This window comes from Bradyrhizobium vignae, from assembly GCF_004114425.1.
GTDB lineage: Bacteria > Pseudomonadota > Alphaproteobacteria > Rhizobiales > Xanthobacteraceae > Bradyrhizobium > Bradyrhizobium vignae.
The window spans coordinates 1-13,149 of the sequence record NZ_RDQF01000040.1; the positions used below are offsets into that span (position 1 = coordinate 1).

Consider the following 13,149-nt stretch of genomic DNA (forward strand, 5'->3'; position numbering starts at 1 on the left):
CGCCGGCAGGCCATCGTCGCGCCGGCTCCTCAGTTGGCGAAGCAATACGACTTCCCCGCTATCGCCGCAGTCGGTCGCATCGACAGCTGGCGCGCAAACTCTGGCAAGACCGCCAAGCATACGGTCCGATACTTCCTCGCCTCGCGCCTGCTGTCGGCCAAAAAGCTGCTCGAGGTCGTGCGTGCTCACTGGAGCATCGAGAACAACCTGCACTGGGTTCTCGACGTTCTGTTCGACGAAGATGCCTGCCGCAGCCGCAAAGATCACGCCGCCGAAAATCTCGCCCTCATCCGCAAGCTGGCCATCAATACCCTGCAGGCAACGCCCGGTCCTGCCCGCATCAGCCACAAAATGCTCCAAGCCAGATGGAATAATGACTTCCTTCTCTCCGCCCTCGCCCATATGCGATAGCCCTACAGTCGACCCCGATCGCGATCAGCGTCGAGCTTGCGCAACTGCCTCTCCGCCCTCTCCCGCTCTTCCTCCGTCTTCGCCTCATCGACATGCGACTGAAGCCGGGCCTGTCCCCGGCCCGACGACTGTTATCTTTCTGCTAGAGCGCGACGAATGAAGCGCCGAGCGCGCTAATCATCAGACGAAAATTCTGATAATCTAAATCGCTCGGAGTCAAAGGTGCACGCGTCTCATAGACTTCGGGATTTTTGGAGTCCGACCTGCGCCCGAAGTATCCACAATTGGGTTGTGAAGAGCGATTGACTGCCGTCGGAACCGCATGCAACGCATTGAATCATTGAATCATCGATGATTTTTACGGCGCAACCGGAGCGAGTGAAAGGAATCGAACCCTCGTATTCAGCTTGGAAGTCACAAAAATTCGCAATCCGCGCAAGGCCGATTCCGACATTTTGCAGCCCTCCGGACGCTTGAGATCACAAGGGAATTTCCCGTTGTCGGAATGGTCGTGCGAGTTTCCCGAACGGTCTCCTAGTCTATGGAAATCCATGAAGTACGGGTGGCAACGTGTCTCGCGAATTGAGCACAGCTCATCCGGCTCAGCCGGTCGCCGCGGAACGATTGTTTGGCAGGCAAGCTGTTAGGCCTCGGACCAGACCAGGCGACGCCAAACCCGAGGCCTTCCGACTACCAGATGGAGGCCATCGTGGCCTACCTGGAGGAGTCGCGAGCCGGCCAGTCTCGCTGAGCGAGTATGAGGTCTACCCTCAGTTTCCAAATGAATCGAAGGCCACGAAGCGGAGGTATTTATCCTCATGATTCACCACGTTGCATCTAGCTGGAGATGGATCGAGCCTCCGATTGGCGGAATCGAAATCTTTTTGATTACCTCATATTCTCCGCATCCGGCCCAAACCGCTCCCATTTTTCCCCGTCGAACCGGATGAGTTGCTCCTGTTTAATCGGCGCAAAGTCCGTCGGTGACGTGTTGATCGTTATTCCCGGGAGAAGCATGTCGAGCTTCAGATCCTTGAGGCTGGCAGCTTTTTTCATAACGTTCTCTCGCGTGAGATCGTCGCCGCACATCTTGAGCACCTCCGCCAGGGTCTGCGCGACCGAATACCCATAGACCGTGTTGGAATCGGCTTTGTCAGTTCCGGGCATGTATTCGTTCATGAAGGCAAGCCCGTGCCGGTAGCCCTCGTCGCCGCTCCAGGCCGGATCGAGCGGATTCTTCAAATATGCGGTCGAGATCACGCCCTTGGCGTTGTCGAGCCCGGCAGGTTTCAAGACAGCGGCCACCGACGTGGAGACGTTGTTCAGGATGTGCAGCGGCCGCCATTGCAGCTCACCCGTCTTGCGAATGGCCTGCGCGGCAAATTTCGGCGACGTCACGTCGAAAAAAACGTTCGCGCCGGATGCCTTCAATTGCGACATCTGGGGATCGATGGTCGGGTCCGTGATCTCATAGGACAATCTGGTTGTGGGCTCGAATTTGCCGCCTAGCCCCGCAACGAAGCCCTTGACGTAGTCCCGTCCGGAGTCGTCGTTCTGCCAAAGTATCCCTATCTTTGCATCGGAAAGCGTTTGAGCGACATACCGACCATAAATTCGTCCTTCGGCTTGGTAGCTTGGCTGCCAGCCCATCGTCCAGGGAAAGTGCGCCGGGTCGTTCCATCGCTCCGCACCACTGGCCACGAACAATTGCGGCACCTTCTTGCCGTTGAGGTACTTCTGCACAGCGGCATTGTGTGCCGTGCCGAGGATGTTGAAGGTCAGCAGAACCTCATCGCTCTCCACCAGCTTGCGGACTTGCTCGACGGCTTTCGGCGGACTGTAGGCATGATCGTACGAGATGAAGTTGATCTTTCGACCGTTGATGCCTCCGTTCTTGTTGATCATCTCGAAGTACGCCGCCTCGACTTTCCCAATCACGGAATAAGCCGATCCCGGCCCGCTATAGGGCATCAGGTTGCCGACCTTGATTTCGGTATCGCTGGCGCCGGGATCATATTGCTTCTGCGCGGACGCGGCCGAAGAAAGGAGAGCGACGCTCAAGGCGACGAACGTCGAGGAGCAGGCATATCTCATTGTCAAATCCTCTTCGCGGAGCCGATCAGACGAGTCCGAGTTCTTGCAGGAGAGCATTGCGGTCGGCATCGAGCTCTGGCGCAGGCCGATAGTTTGCGAATTGTTCGCCGGCGAACCGGATGGGACAGGCCGCGGTTTTCAACACCATGCCCCCCGGAGCCTCCAATGAGACGAACATGTCGCGCGCGTTGAGCTGCGGATCACGCAGTACGCCGGCAATGTCGTTCATTGGTCCACAGGGAATCCCGGCTTGCGTCAGGATGGGGAGCCATTCCTCGGCGGTTCTGGTTGCCAGCGCCTCTTCGATCCGCGCGGCGAGGGCACGATGATGTTCGCATCGCGACGAATTCGAGAGGAATCGCGGATCGGCTTTGACGTCCCGCATCTGCAGCACATCGCAAAGATCTCTGAACTTCCGGTCGTTGCCGGCGGCGATGATGAGATGCCCGACCTTGCTCTTGAAGACGCCAAATGGCGTGATAGAGGGGTGTCTGGAGCCGATGGGCCCCGGAACGACTTGCTCGACTTGATAGCGGACAAGGGCATTCTCGAGCAGAGAGATCTGCGTATCGAGCATGGAAATATCGACGTGCTTACCGCGACCGGTGCGGGCACGCTCGATCAACGCCGCCTGGACCCCGATCACCGCATGAGTGCCCGCGGCGATGTCGCCGATCGATACTCCGACGCGCGTCGGCGGGCCTCCCTCCTCGCCCGTCAAGCTCATGACACCGCCCATGGCCTGCACGACCATGTCGTAAGCCGGCAGTTCGCGGTAGGGCCCCGTCTGACCAAAGCCCGATATCGACGCCAGAACCAGCCGGGGAAAGCGCGAGCTGAGCGCCTCCCAGCCGTAGCCGAAACGGTCCATGGTACCGGGCGTAAAATTTTCCGCGAGGACATCGGCGTCCAGCAATAGTCGCTCGAATATCGCGCGGTCGGCAGCATCCTTGAGGCTCAGTGCGATCGATTCCTTGCTTCGATTGATCGAGAAGAAATAGCCCGAGCTTGGCAAGCCATCGGCGTTCGAGATGAACGGGCCGATGTGCCGCGCATCGTCACCGATGCCCGGCATCTCGACCTTTATGACCCGCGCGCCGAGATCCGCGAGCATCATGGTGCAATACGGTCCGGCCAACACGCGGGTGAGATCGATCACGATCAACCCAGCGAGTGGCCCCTTTGACCGCGGCTTCAGCGTGGACGCCGGTGGCGAGTGAGGTCCGGTCATCGGCCGTCCAGGTCGGCGCCGAAGCGCGGGGGGCGCTTTTCGGCGAAAGCCGCGCTGCCCTCGCGCAGCTCGGCGCCCACGAGGCTCTCACGGTAACGCTGATCGGCAGCAGCACGATCGAACGAGTTTCCGGCGATCTCGTTGATGGCGCGTTTCATGCCACGCATGGCGGCCGGCGCATTGGCAGCGAGAACAGAGGCGAGCTCCTTCACGCGCGCATCGAGGCTGCCCGCAGGAACGGCTTCATCCAGATAGCCTATGCGCAGCATCTCGGCCGCGTCCAGTTTCAGGCCCGTGAGGAACAGCTTCTTTGTCGCCGCTACGCCGAGGCGCGACGCAAAGCGCATGAGACCGCTGCTGTAATAGTGAAGCCCGAGGCGCGCGGCCGGCATGAACATCTCGCAATCATCCACGCCGATCCTGAAGTCGCAGGCGAGCGCAAGATCAGTTGCGCCGCCATAGACTCCGCCGTTCAGCCTGCAGATGGTCGGTATCGCCAGAGTTTCGAGCTGATCGACGACGTTCTCAAAACCGGAAGCATGAACATCTTCCTTAGACGAGGTTCGCGCAGCGATGTCTCCGAGGTCGTATCCGGCGCTGAACGCGCGTCCTTCGCCGGTCAGGATGAGAACTCTCGCACCTGCCTTCTCAATGCTGGCGAAGTGGCCCGACAACACGGCGAGATCGGCTGCGGTGATCTTGTTCATCTGCCGCGGGCGATCGAGCTGGATCGTCGCGATAGGCCCATCCGTCTTCAGCAAAGGGGTGCCGCTCAAATTCACGGAAGTCATCGGCGTTTCCTGTTGTCCTCGTTCTGTGCCCGGATTATATGTATTTTTTTAAATGGTCTACGTATACATAAAGGCATAAGCGTATACATAAGGGCAAGCCAATGCGGGTTCGTGTCTCCGATGAGCTTTGTCGACGGATCGAAAGCGATATCGCCGAGGGACGGCTGGTCCCGGGCGACAAGCTGGACGAGCAGAGCCTCGCCAGACGCTTTTCGGTCTCGCGGACGCCAGCGCGGGAAGCGCTGCTTCGCTTGGCCAATGAGGGTCTCGTCAAGTTCAGGTCGCGCCAAGGCGCAACCATCGCGAGCATGACACCTCAGCGAGCGATCGGCATGGTAGAAATTCTCACTGCGCTCGAAGCGGAGGCTGCCGGTCTGGCGGCGCGCCGAATGACTGTCGCCGAACGAACCGGCCTGCGTGAGATACACGAACAATGCGCATCAGCCGTGCACACCGGCAACACGGCGCGCTACGTCGAACTCAACACCGCATTTCACCAAGCCATCTACGCTGGCGCACGCAACACGCCCTTGGCCGATCTCGTGACTGAAACCCGCCTTCGGATGCGGTTCTTCCGGCATCAGAGCTTGTCGCGACCAGCCCGCCTCGCGGCATCATTCGGCGAGCACGCTCTGATAGTCAGGGCGATTGAAACAGGGAGCGAAAGCGAAGCACAGCAATCGATGCGCGCTCACATCATCGTCGGAGGCAACCTCTTTGCCGACATGGTCGCTTCCATCAAGTCCGAGTGACGGTTCCGCGCCCCGCGCCGTGAAAAGGTCATCGATAAACGATGGTGCATCTTCATCACGATGATGAGGAGAAGCAGGACGCAAAAATGAAGCGGATCAAGCAGGCGGCCCAAAAGTGAACCCTTGTCGGAATGAAAACCAACAAGCTCACTAAGTAACTGAAATCATTGGAGCGGGTGAAGGGAATCGAACCCTCGTATTCAGCTTGGAAGGGTGTCGAACTCTCAGTATTTTCAATGCTCGTTCGGACAAAATGCAGCTTCGGACGCCTTTGAACCCCAATAACTTTCCCGGCCTGTCCGAACCCGCCGAGGGCAGCTGAATGCAGGCCCGCTCGACCCAACTCTCTGGAAATTGCCCAAACCATGCAGCGCAATTCGTAGTATACTTGCCGTCCTTTGCATAGCGCGGGCCGCGAGCGATGCGTATTTTAAGAATTGTTGCAGTAGCCATAGGGATAATTGCCGCCCTCACCTTCGGGCTGCCGATTTTTTTTCATTTCTACCGGCCATTTCCGAACCTCGCCGCCGGAATTTCTTCGCTCAGCACTGATGCAGAGGCGCGCTCTGAGTTCACCAGACGGTTGAGGCAGAAATTTCCAGTAGGATCACCGGACGCGATATTGAAAGCCGAACTTGATCGGGAGGGGTGGGGCCCAATCTACATAGATAATATCAACGACCGGAGACCTCCTGATCAGTACGTAAGGTTCAAGCGTCACATGAGCCTGCTCTTCGTGGAGGTCGCTACCGTTGCGTGGAAATCAGATGACAATGGCAACTTGATCGAAATCAGCGGCCGTTATTTTAGGGATGCTTTCTTCAAGCAAGGTTAGCTTGTCCGAACGGAAAGCGAGCTGCCCTACAAGTTCTTGAAAACATTGGAGCGGGTGAAGGGAATCGAACCCTCGTATTCAGCTTGGAAGGCTGCTGCTCTACCATTGAGCTACACCCGCGTCGAGCGATCCCCTAACACGGCTCGGCGGCGGTCTCAACTGCCCGGACGGCGCCTTTCCGGGCTTTGCGAAGACGGCTGGTTCCGACTTGGCCGCCCCGCCCCTTAACAGCGGCGGGATCGCCGCCTATGTTGAAGACTTCCTTAACCAACGAAAGGAGGTGATCCAGTGTCTTATCTCAAGCGCTGTCACCTCGCTGGGATCGCCCGCTGAGCTTTGGCTGAAGCTTGGCATCGGGGCGCTCTCGGCCCTGGACCAGCGAGCAAGAAATCGGGCGCGACGGGGCCTCCCCGCCGCGCCTTTTCTTCGCGATTTCCTTGAAGCCGGATCGCCGGGTCAGCCGGCGCGAAGCCGCTCCCGCAGTGCGACGGCGGCGATCAGCATGCCGACGCACCAGGCGACGGCCGCGCGGTGCGGCTCGCCGCCGAGCAGCACCGTGAAGAGGCTCGCCAGAAGGCACGGCGCAATGGCCTTGCCGGTCCGGCTCATCAGCGCGACCAGGAACGGCGTCGCCGCGATCGCCATTTGCAGGGCGCTCATTTTGAACGACCGGCGCGTCGAAAGGCTTCAGAAGCCGCAGACGTTGAACGCGCGCGGCCGTTTGCCGCGCCGGCTCTCCGCGATGCGCTCGCCGCCGTTCTCGGCCGAGCTGCCGTAATAGCGGTGATGGCCCGCCTCGTCGTGCAAATCGGCCGGCTGCGACTGTGCCGCCCGCCGCGCATCCCAGATGATCTTGATGGTGTGACCCGACATTGCCGCCTCCAGCCAAAGCTTTGTTGTTCGTGGTCCATCAGTCGCGACCAGTTCCGGCGGCGTTCACATGGCAAGGCCGCGATCGGGTTTCAGGACGGTTTCGCCGCTTGCCGGCCACGCAATATTTTGCTTCGGGATTGTCGGCACGGGCTACCGTGCCACGTCCTTGGAACTTGCGCAGAAAGAAACGAGGTGATGATGCTGTACGCCATCCTGGCCTATCACGTGGAAGACGAAGTCCTGTCCTGGACGCCGGAGCAGGACGCCGCGGTGGTGGCCAAAGTCATCGAGGTTCAAGCACCTCTTCGGGCCAGCGGACAGTTTGGGCCGGCGGCCCGCCTGGATGAAACTCGAAAGGCCCGCACCCTGCGGGGCCCCGGCGCGGGCATGGTGCTGGACGGGCCGTTTGCCGAGACCAAGGAGCAGCTTCTGGGCTTCCACCTGATGCAATGCGCCACCGAGGATGAGGCGATCGCGGCGGCGCGGAAGCTGCGTGCGGTCAATCCGACGGCCGTCTACGAAATCCGCCCGGTCAAGCTTTACGTGCCGGCCGATGGGTTCGGCGCGACATCCGGTTGAGTCCTACGCCTCCGGCCCTGTCCGCCCCGCATAGAAGCGCTGGATCACGAGCCCGCCGAACGCAATGAACCACACAAAGGGGGCGACCTGGGGCGCGAACGCCGCAACGATCGTGCCCGGGATGAACACCAGAAGTGGAAACAGCGAGGCCATGATCTCGTGGCGCCAGCCGCCCAGGATCGTCCACCACATCCAGGCGTTGAGGCCGGCAATCGCGGTCAGATGCAAGCCGTAGAGCACGGCGACGGCGCTGCTCATGGCGTAATTGGTATAGAGGCCGTTGGTCACCGGCAGCAGCACGATCGAGAGCAGGAAAAACAGATTGAGGATCACCATGCCGCGGCTGCCGACCGGCTGGCGCGCCAGCCGGCGGTGATGACTGATCCAGAACACGCCAGCGATGATGAAGCTGAGCGCGAAGCCGGCGAGCTTGCCGGAATAGACATGGGCAAGATCGCTCCAGCCGGGAGCGCTGGTGAACACCGCAGCCTTGGGCAGGTCGTAGGCGAGCAGCGTCATGGCGACACCGAAGATGGTGTTGCTGAGCGATTCCAGCCGCCGCATCTCGAACTGGTCGGGCTTGAGCTCGGTCATAGCGGACGCGTTTCTCGGGCTGGAACTCGGGGCCGCCCCTTCCCCCTAAATCCTAAACCCGGTTTCGTCCAGCCGCATTGCGATTCGCACCGGGATCGCCGACTCTCATCCTTTCACCGGGGCGATTCGTGGCGACATATCTGGACACGCTCAATGCGGAGCAGCGCCGCGCCGTCGAGCATGGCGTGGCTGAAGGCGCGACCGTGGGCGCCCCCCTGCTCGTCATCGCCGGCGCCGGCTCCGGGAAGACCAACACGCTGGCCCACCGCGTTGCGCATCTGATCGTCGCAGGCAGCGATCCCCGCCGCATCCTGCTGATGACATTTTCCCGCCGCGCGGCGGCGGAGATGGCCGGCCGCGTCGAGCGTATCGCCCGCAAGGTGCTGGGTGAGAACAACGCCGCGATCATGCGCGATGCGCTCACCTGGGCCGGCACCTTCCACGGCATCGGCGCGCGGCTCCTGCGCGAATATGCCGAGCGGATCGGCGTCGATCCCGCCTTCACCATCCATGACCGCGAGGACTCTGCCGACCTGATGAACCTGGTGCGGCACGAGCGCGGGCTGTCGAAGACCGAGAGCCGCTTTCCCGCCAAGGGCACCTGCCTGTCGATCTATTCCCGCTGCGTCAATGCCGAGATGGAAATCGAGAAGGTGCTCGGCCAGCACTATCCCTGGTGCGCGGGCTGGGCCGCCGAGCTGAAGGGCTTGTTTGCCGCTTATGTCGAGGCCAAGCAGGCCCAGCACGTGCTCGATTACGACGACCTCCTGCTCTACTGGTCGCAGATGATGAGCGATGCGCTGATTGCGGAAGAGATCGGCGGGCGCTTCGATCACGTGCTGGTCGACGAATATCAGGACACCAACCGCCTGCAATCCTCGATCCTCTTGGCGCTGAAGCCCGACGGGCGCGGCCTCACCGTCGTCGGCGACGACGCGCAGTCGATCTATTCGTTCCGCGCCGCCACCGTGCGCAACATCCTGGAGTTCCCGCAGAGCTTCTCGCCACGCGCGGAGATGATCACGCTCGACCGCAATTACCGCTCGACACAAGCGGTGCTGTCAGCGGCGAACGGCGTCATCGGCCTGGCGCGTGAGCGCTTCACCAAGAATCTCTGGACCGACCGCATTTCGGGTCAGAAGCCGCAGCTCGTCACCGTGCACGACGAGGCCGATCAGGCGCGCTACATCGTCGAGGCGGTGCTGGCGAACCGCGAGCAAGGCGCGCTGCTCAAGCACCAGGCGGTGCTGTTCCGCACCTCGTCGCATTCGGGCCCGCTGGAGATCGAGCTGACCCGCCGCAACATCCCGTTCGTCAAGTTCGGCGGGCTGAAATTCCTCGACGCCGCCCATGTCAAGGACGTGCTGGCGCTGTTGCGCTTCGCCGAAAACCCGCGCGACCGCGTCGCCGGCTTTCGCCTCCTGCATCTGTTGCCGGGCATCGGCCCCGCGACGGCGCAGCGCGTGCTCGACCAGATGGCGGAGAGCACCGACCCGCTTGCCGCGCTCGGCCGGCTCCCGGTGCCGGCGCGCACCGGCCCCGACTGGACCGACTTCGTCCGCACCGTCGAAAACCTGCGCTATTCGGAATGGCCTGCCGATCTCGAACGCGTGCGGCTCTGGTACGAGCCGCATCTCGATCGCATCCACGAGGATGCCGAGACGCGCCGCGCCGACCTGATGCAGCTCGAGCAGATCGCCGGCGGCTATGCCTCGCGCGAGAAGTTTTTGACCGAACTCACGCTGGATCCGCCCGATGCGACCAGCGACAAATCCGGACCGCCCCTGCGCGACGAGGATTATCTGATCCTCTCCACCATCCATTCCGCCAAGGGCCAGGAGTGGAAATCGGTGTTCGTGCTCAACGTCGTCGACGGCTGCATGCCCTCCGATCTCGGTGCCGGCACCAGCGCCGAGCTCGAGGAGGAACGCCGCCTGCTCTATGTCGCGATGACGCGCGCCAAGGACGATCTCCACCTCGTGGTGCCGCAACGCTTCTTCGTCCACGGCCAGGCCGCCAAGGGCGACCGCCACGTCTACGCCTCGCGCACCCGCTTCATCCCGGAGCAGCTGGTCTATCTGTTCGAGCGCACCGCCTGGCCGAAAGCCGCGGCGGGCGCAGCGCGCACTGCCGCGCAGGGGCCGAAGATCGACATCGGGGCGAAGATGCGGGGGATGTGGCGGTAGTTGGCGTCTTGTTGTGACGCGTTTTCTTTACGCGAACCGGTATCCACTTCGCTCGAAAACGCTTTAGCAGGCTGTTGAAGAAGTAGCCAATCGGCGGGCGATGAAGGGAATGTCGTCGCCGCCTTCGAGGCATATCTCACCTTCAAGCGAGCCATCGGCGAGCTCTTCTGCCCAACCACGGCCTCTTGCGGGCTCCATCTCGTCGCTGCCGTCCCACGTGAACTCCACGGCATCGCCTTCGCAGCGGCCATATATTGCCCCCGTGAGGCAATCCAGGGCGAACTCGCCGCCTTCGGCTGCGAACAGGATGTAAGAACCCGCCCCGGCCATGTCGTGATCGGGCGTTTCCACCACACGCCATTTGCCCCGCACGCTCATGGCTGCACCACCAGCAGCTTGGGCAGACGGATCAGATTGTAGGCCGCGAGCGCCAACGTAAAGGCGGCGTCCACGCGCTCGCGCCCCCGTAGCTTCACCTTGGCCAGACCGGCGGAACTCTTGATCCACCCGAACACCTCCTCAATCCGTTTGCGGCAGCGTTGGCTAATCTCGTATCCGGCGTGGCGGGTGGTGCGGGCGTCGACCGCCGTCCTGCGCGGGGTACCGGTCTTGCTGAGGTGTCCGTCGATCGCGATGTGCGGCGTTACCGATCGTTCTCTCAAGTCGTGGACGAACTGCGTGACGTCATAGGCCTTGTCCGCGCCGAGCGTGATCCGCCGGCCTGTGCGATCACGCCGATCGATCAACGCCAGCGCAGTCTCTCGTTCGGCCGTGCCGGTGGCCTGGCTGACGGCACCGCCGACCGCCAGACCATGGCGGTTCTCCATCAGAGCATGCCCCATGTAACAGAGCTTGGCCGGCCGCCCATCCCCCTTCTTGTAGAGCCGAGCCTCCGGGTCGGTCGTACTTTGGTGCGTCTCGTTTGAACGCTTCTCCTTGTGGAAGCTACGCTCAGCGTTGCGTCCCGGACCCTCGCTGTCGTTGTCGTCTCCGTCCTTTCTGCGGAAGCTCTTGATCGAAGCCCACGCCTCAATCAGCGTGCCGTCGACCGAGAAGTGATCGCTCGACAACAGCCGCTTCACCTTCGGCTGAGCCAGCACCGCCGAAAGGAACTTGACGGCGATCTCACCCTCTAACAGCCGGTCGCGATTCTTGGAGAAGGTCGAGTGGTCCCACACCGGATCGTCCACGCCCAGACCGACAAACCAGCGGAATAGCAGGTCAAATTCCAGCCGCTCCATCAATTGTCGTTCCGAGCGAATGCCGTAGAAGGCCTGCAGCAGCATCGCCCGAAGCAGCCTCTCCGGTGCAATCGAGGGCCGGCCAAAGTCCGTGTAAAGCCCCGCAAACGCCTTCGATAGATCGCCCAGCGCAGCGTTCACAATCTCCCGGATCGTCCGTAAGGGATGGTCCGGACGAACCCGCGCTTCAAGATCCACATAACTGAACAGCGATCCAGACCGCTCGTCCGATCCTCGCATCCCGGCCTCCCGTTCAATCATCGAGAGAATCACGTCCAATTCCGTCCCGCCAGAGACTTCTTCAACAGCCTGTTAGGCTTTCAGCCTGTCGAACTGGACCTTCCCCGCCTTCACCACTAGCGGGATATGCTCGCCCTGACCGAGCAGGCAGGCGACATCGCGCAGCGGATTGCCGTCGACCACCAGCAGGTCCGCGATAGCCTCCGGCATGATGCGACCGAGCTTGCTCTCCATGCCGAGCACCTCGGCACCGATCACCGTCGCGCTGGCGATGACGGCGCGCGGGCCGAGGATTTCGGCGCGAATGCGGAATTCATCGCTCTGCAGGCGTTGCGACGGCCCGAGCAAATCGCTGCCGAAGCCCATCTTCACGCCGGCGTCGCGATAGATCGCGAGCGAGCGCAGGCCGGCGTCGCGGACATCGGCGATCTTGGCCACGCTCTCGGGTGGCAGGCCGTATTGGGCGCCCTCGTTGGCGAGCGCCTCATAGGTGACGAGCGTCGGCACCACATAGGCCCCCTGTTCGGCCATCAGGCGCGCGGTCGGCGCATCGACCAAATTGCCGTGTTCGATGGTGCGCACGCCGCAGCGCACCGCGCGCTCGATCGCGGCAGCGGTATAGGCGTGGGCGAGCACATAGGTCTGTCGCCCGCGTGCCTCCTCGACGATGGCGCGGATCTCGTCCTCGGAGTAACCAAAGGCGCCAACCGGATCGGTCGGCGACGCCACCCCGCCGGAGGCCATGATCTTGATCTGGTCGGCCCCCATCTGGAGCTCTTCGCGCGCGGCCTTGCGTACGCCGTCGACGCCGTCGGCCACGCGCGCCAGCGCGCCGACCCGCACGCAGCAGGGACAGGGCGCGTCACTCGCAAGGTAATCCGAGCGTGCCCGCATGTCGCCGTGGCCGCCGGTCTGGCTGAGCGCGCGACCGGAGACGAACAGCCGCGGTCCATCGGTCAGGCCGGTCTCGATCGCCTGCTTCAGCGCGTGGCCGGCGCCGCCTGCGTCGCGAACCGTGGTGAAGCCACGCCGCAGCATGCCGCGCAAGAGCAGCGTCGAGCGCAGCGTCACCAGCACGTTCGGCATGTGCACCTGTTGCGCCAGATTGAGCTCGACCGCGATCGCGTGAACATGCAGATCGATCAGCCCGGGCATCAGCGTCTTGCCGTTCAAATCGATGGTGCGATCGGCGGTGGCCTGGATCGGCCGGTCGGAGATCTCCCTGATCAGATTGTCCTCGACCAGCACATGATGCCCCTCCAGCAAGTCCGGCTGGAGCGGATCGAGCAGTGCGGCGTTCTTGAAGAGGATGCTTGTCATCG

Annotated in this window: 14 protein-coding genes and 1 tRNA gene; 5 read left to right on the plus strand and 10 right to left on the minus strand. The window is 62.1% G+C overall.

Annotation, left to right across the window (positions count from 1 at the left end):
- The coding region (locus EAV90_RS27070) for an ISAs1 family transposase (RefSeq protein WP_129145179.1) at positions 1-411 on the plus strand (411 nt) is incomplete at its 5' end.
- An 888-nt stretch (positions 412-1,299) separates the two neighbouring features.
- Here EAV90_RS27070 and EAV90_RS27075 read toward each other — a convergent pair.
- From EAV90_RS27075 to EAV90_RS27085, 3 genes are read right to left on the minus strand one after another with little or no spacing between them, the layout of a single operon-like run.
- Positions 1,300-2,505: an ABC transporter substrate-binding protein gene (locus EAV90_RS27075; protein ID WP_129145180.1), complete on the minus strand. Its 1,206-nt coding sequence runs from the start codon at positions 2,503-2,505 to the stop codon at positions 1,300-1,302.
- Between the two features lie 25 nt (positions 2,506-2,530).
- The gene (locus tag EAV90_RS27080) at positions 2,531-3,736 is read right to left on the minus strand and encodes a CaiB/BaiF CoA transferase family protein (protein WP_283810511.1); all 1,206 of its coding nucleotides are present in this window, start codon (positions 3,734-3,736) and stop codon (positions 2,531-2,533) included.
- Entirely contained in the window at positions 3,733-4,527 is a 795-nt protein-coding gene (locus EAV90_RS27085) for an enoyl-CoA hydratase/isomerase family protein (RefSeq protein ID WP_129145181.1), read from the minus strand. Before EAV90_RS27085 ends, EAV90_RS27080 begins: the two co-directional genes overlap by 4 nt.
- Positions 4,528-4,628: 101 nt before the next feature.
- Here EAV90_RS27085 and EAV90_RS27090 point away from each other — a divergent pair, with 101 nt between their 5' ends.
- Entirely contained in the window at positions 4,629-5,279 is a 651-nt protein-coding gene (locus EAV90_RS27090) for a GntR family transcriptional regulator (RefSeq protein WP_129145182.1), read from the plus strand.
- Positions 5,280-5,700: 421 nt separating this feature from the next.
- Positions 5,701-6,114 (plus strand): hypothetical protein, encoded by a 414-nt coding sequence (locus EAV90_RS27095; protein ID WP_129145183.1) that lies wholly within the window; start codon positions 5,701-5,703, stop codon positions 6,112-6,114.
- Positions 6,115-6,160: 46 nt separating this feature from the next.
- Here EAV90_RS27095 and EAV90_RS27100 read toward each other — a convergent pair.
- The 3 genes from EAV90_RS27100 to EAV90_RS27110 form a co-directional block, all read right to left on the minus strand.
- A tRNA-Gly gene (locus EAV90_RS27100) sits at positions 6,161-6,234 on the minus strand.
- Between the two features lie 336 nt (positions 6,235-6,570).
- Entirely contained in the window at positions 6,571-6,774 is a 204-nt protein-coding gene (locus tag EAV90_RS27105) for a hypothetical protein (protein WP_129145184.1), read from the minus strand.
- A gap of 27 nt (positions 6,775-6,801) precedes the next feature.
- Positions 6,802-6,987 (minus strand): hypothetical protein, encoded by a 186-nt coding sequence (locus tag EAV90_RS27110; RefSeq protein ID WP_129145185.1) that lies wholly within the window; start codon positions 6,985-6,987, stop codon positions 6,802-6,804.
- Between the two features lie 198 nt (positions 6,988-7,185).
- Here EAV90_RS27110 and EAV90_RS27115 point away from each other — a divergent pair, with 198 nt between their 5' ends.
- Complete coding sequence (locus EAV90_RS27115; protein WP_122406594.1) at positions 7,186-7,566, plus strand: YciI family protein; 381 nt, start codon at positions 7,186-7,188, stop codon at positions 7,564-7,566.
- Positions 7,567-7,569: 3 nt separating this feature from the next.
- Here EAV90_RS27115 and EAV90_RS27120 read toward each other — a convergent pair whose 3' ends face one another.
- Positions 7,570-8,160 carry a TMEM175 family protein gene (locus EAV90_RS27120; RefSeq protein WP_129145186.1) on the minus strand — a complete coding sequence of 197 codons (591 nt, stop codon included), beginning with the start codon at positions 8,158-8,160 and terminating at the stop codon, positions 7,570-7,572.
- A gap of 128 nt (positions 8,161-8,288) precedes the next feature.
- On the opposite strand from EAV90_RS27120, the gene EAV90_RS27125 reads away from it, so the two are divergent.
- A complete protein-coding gene (locus tag EAV90_RS27125) occupies positions 8,289-10,346 on the plus strand; it encodes an ATP-dependent helicase (RefSeq protein ID WP_129145187.1) in 2,058 nt (685 codons plus the stop codon).
- A 63-nt stretch (positions 10,347-10,409) separates the two neighbouring features.
- On the opposite strand, the gene EAV90_RS27130 is transcribed toward EAV90_RS27125, so the two are convergent.
- From EAV90_RS27130 to EAV90_RS27140, 3 genes are all read right to left on the minus strand, one after another.
- Positions 10,410-10,724, minus strand: coding sequence for a hypothetical protein (locus EAV90_RS27130; RefSeq protein ID WP_129145188.1), 315 nt, complete (start codon positions 10,722-10,724; stop codon positions 10,410-10,412).
- Entirely contained in the window at positions 10,721-11,827 is a 1,107-nt protein-coding gene (locus tag EAV90_RS27135) for an IS5 family transposase (protein ID WP_129145238.1), read from the minus strand. The genes EAV90_RS27130 and EAV90_RS27135 overlap by 4 nt, the downstream gene beginning before the upstream one ends.
- A gap of 72 nt (positions 11,828-11,899) precedes the next feature.
- Positions 11,900-13,147, minus strand: a complete 1,248-nt coding sequence (locus EAV90_RS27140) for a metal-dependent hydrolase family protein (protein WP_129145189.1) — start codon at positions 13,145-13,147, stop codon at positions 11,900-11,902.
- Positions 13,148-13,149 lie beyond the last annotated feature (2 nt).

Coding starts and splice junctions, on each gene's coding strand:
- EAV90_RS27075 (WP_129145180.1), bottom strand. CDS start 2,505: ATGAGATATGCCTGCTCCTCGACGTTCGTCGCCTTGAGCGTCGCTCTC.
- EAV90_RS27080 (WP_283810511.1), bottom strand. CDS start 3,736: ATGACCGGACCTCACTCGCCACCGGCGTCCACGCTGAAGCCGCGGTCA.
- EAV90_RS27085 (WP_129145181.1), bottom strand. CDS start 4,527: ATGACTTCCGTGAATTTGAGCGGCACCCCTTTGCTGAAGACGGATGGG.
- EAV90_RS27090 (WP_129145182.1), top strand. CDS start 4,629: ATGCGGGTTCGTGTCTCCGATGAGCTTTGTCGACGGATCGAAAGCGAT.
- EAV90_RS27095 (WP_129145183.1), top strand. CDS start 5,701: ATGCGTATTTTAAGAATTGTTGCAGTAGCCATAGGGATAATTGCCGCC.
- EAV90_RS27105 (WP_129145184.1), bottom strand. CDS start 6,774: ATGAGCGCCCTGCAAATGGCGATCGCGGCGACGCCGTTCCTGGTCGCG.
- EAV90_RS27110 (WP_129145185.1), bottom strand. CDS start 6,987: ATGTCGGGTCACACCATCAAGATCATCTGGGATGCGCGGCGGGCGGCA.
- EAV90_RS27115 (WP_122406594.1), top strand. CDS start 7,186: ATGCTGTACGCCATCCTGGCCTATCACGTGGAAGACGAAGTCCTGTCC.
- EAV90_RS27120 (WP_129145186.1), bottom strand. CDS start 8,160: ATGACCGAGCTCAAGCCCGACCAGTTCGAGATGCGGCGGCTGGAATCG.
- EAV90_RS27130 (WP_129145188.1), bottom strand. CDS start 10,724: ATGAGCGTGCGGGGCAAATGGCGTGTGGTGGAAACGCCCGATCACGAC.
- EAV90_RS27135 (WP_129145238.1), bottom strand. CDS start 11,827: ATGCGAGGATCGGACGAGCGGTCTGGATCGCTGTTCAGTTATGTGGAT.
- EAV90_RS27140 (WP_129145189.1), bottom strand. CDS start 13,147: ATGACAAGCATCCTCTTCAAGAACGCCGCACTGCTCGATCCGCTCCAG.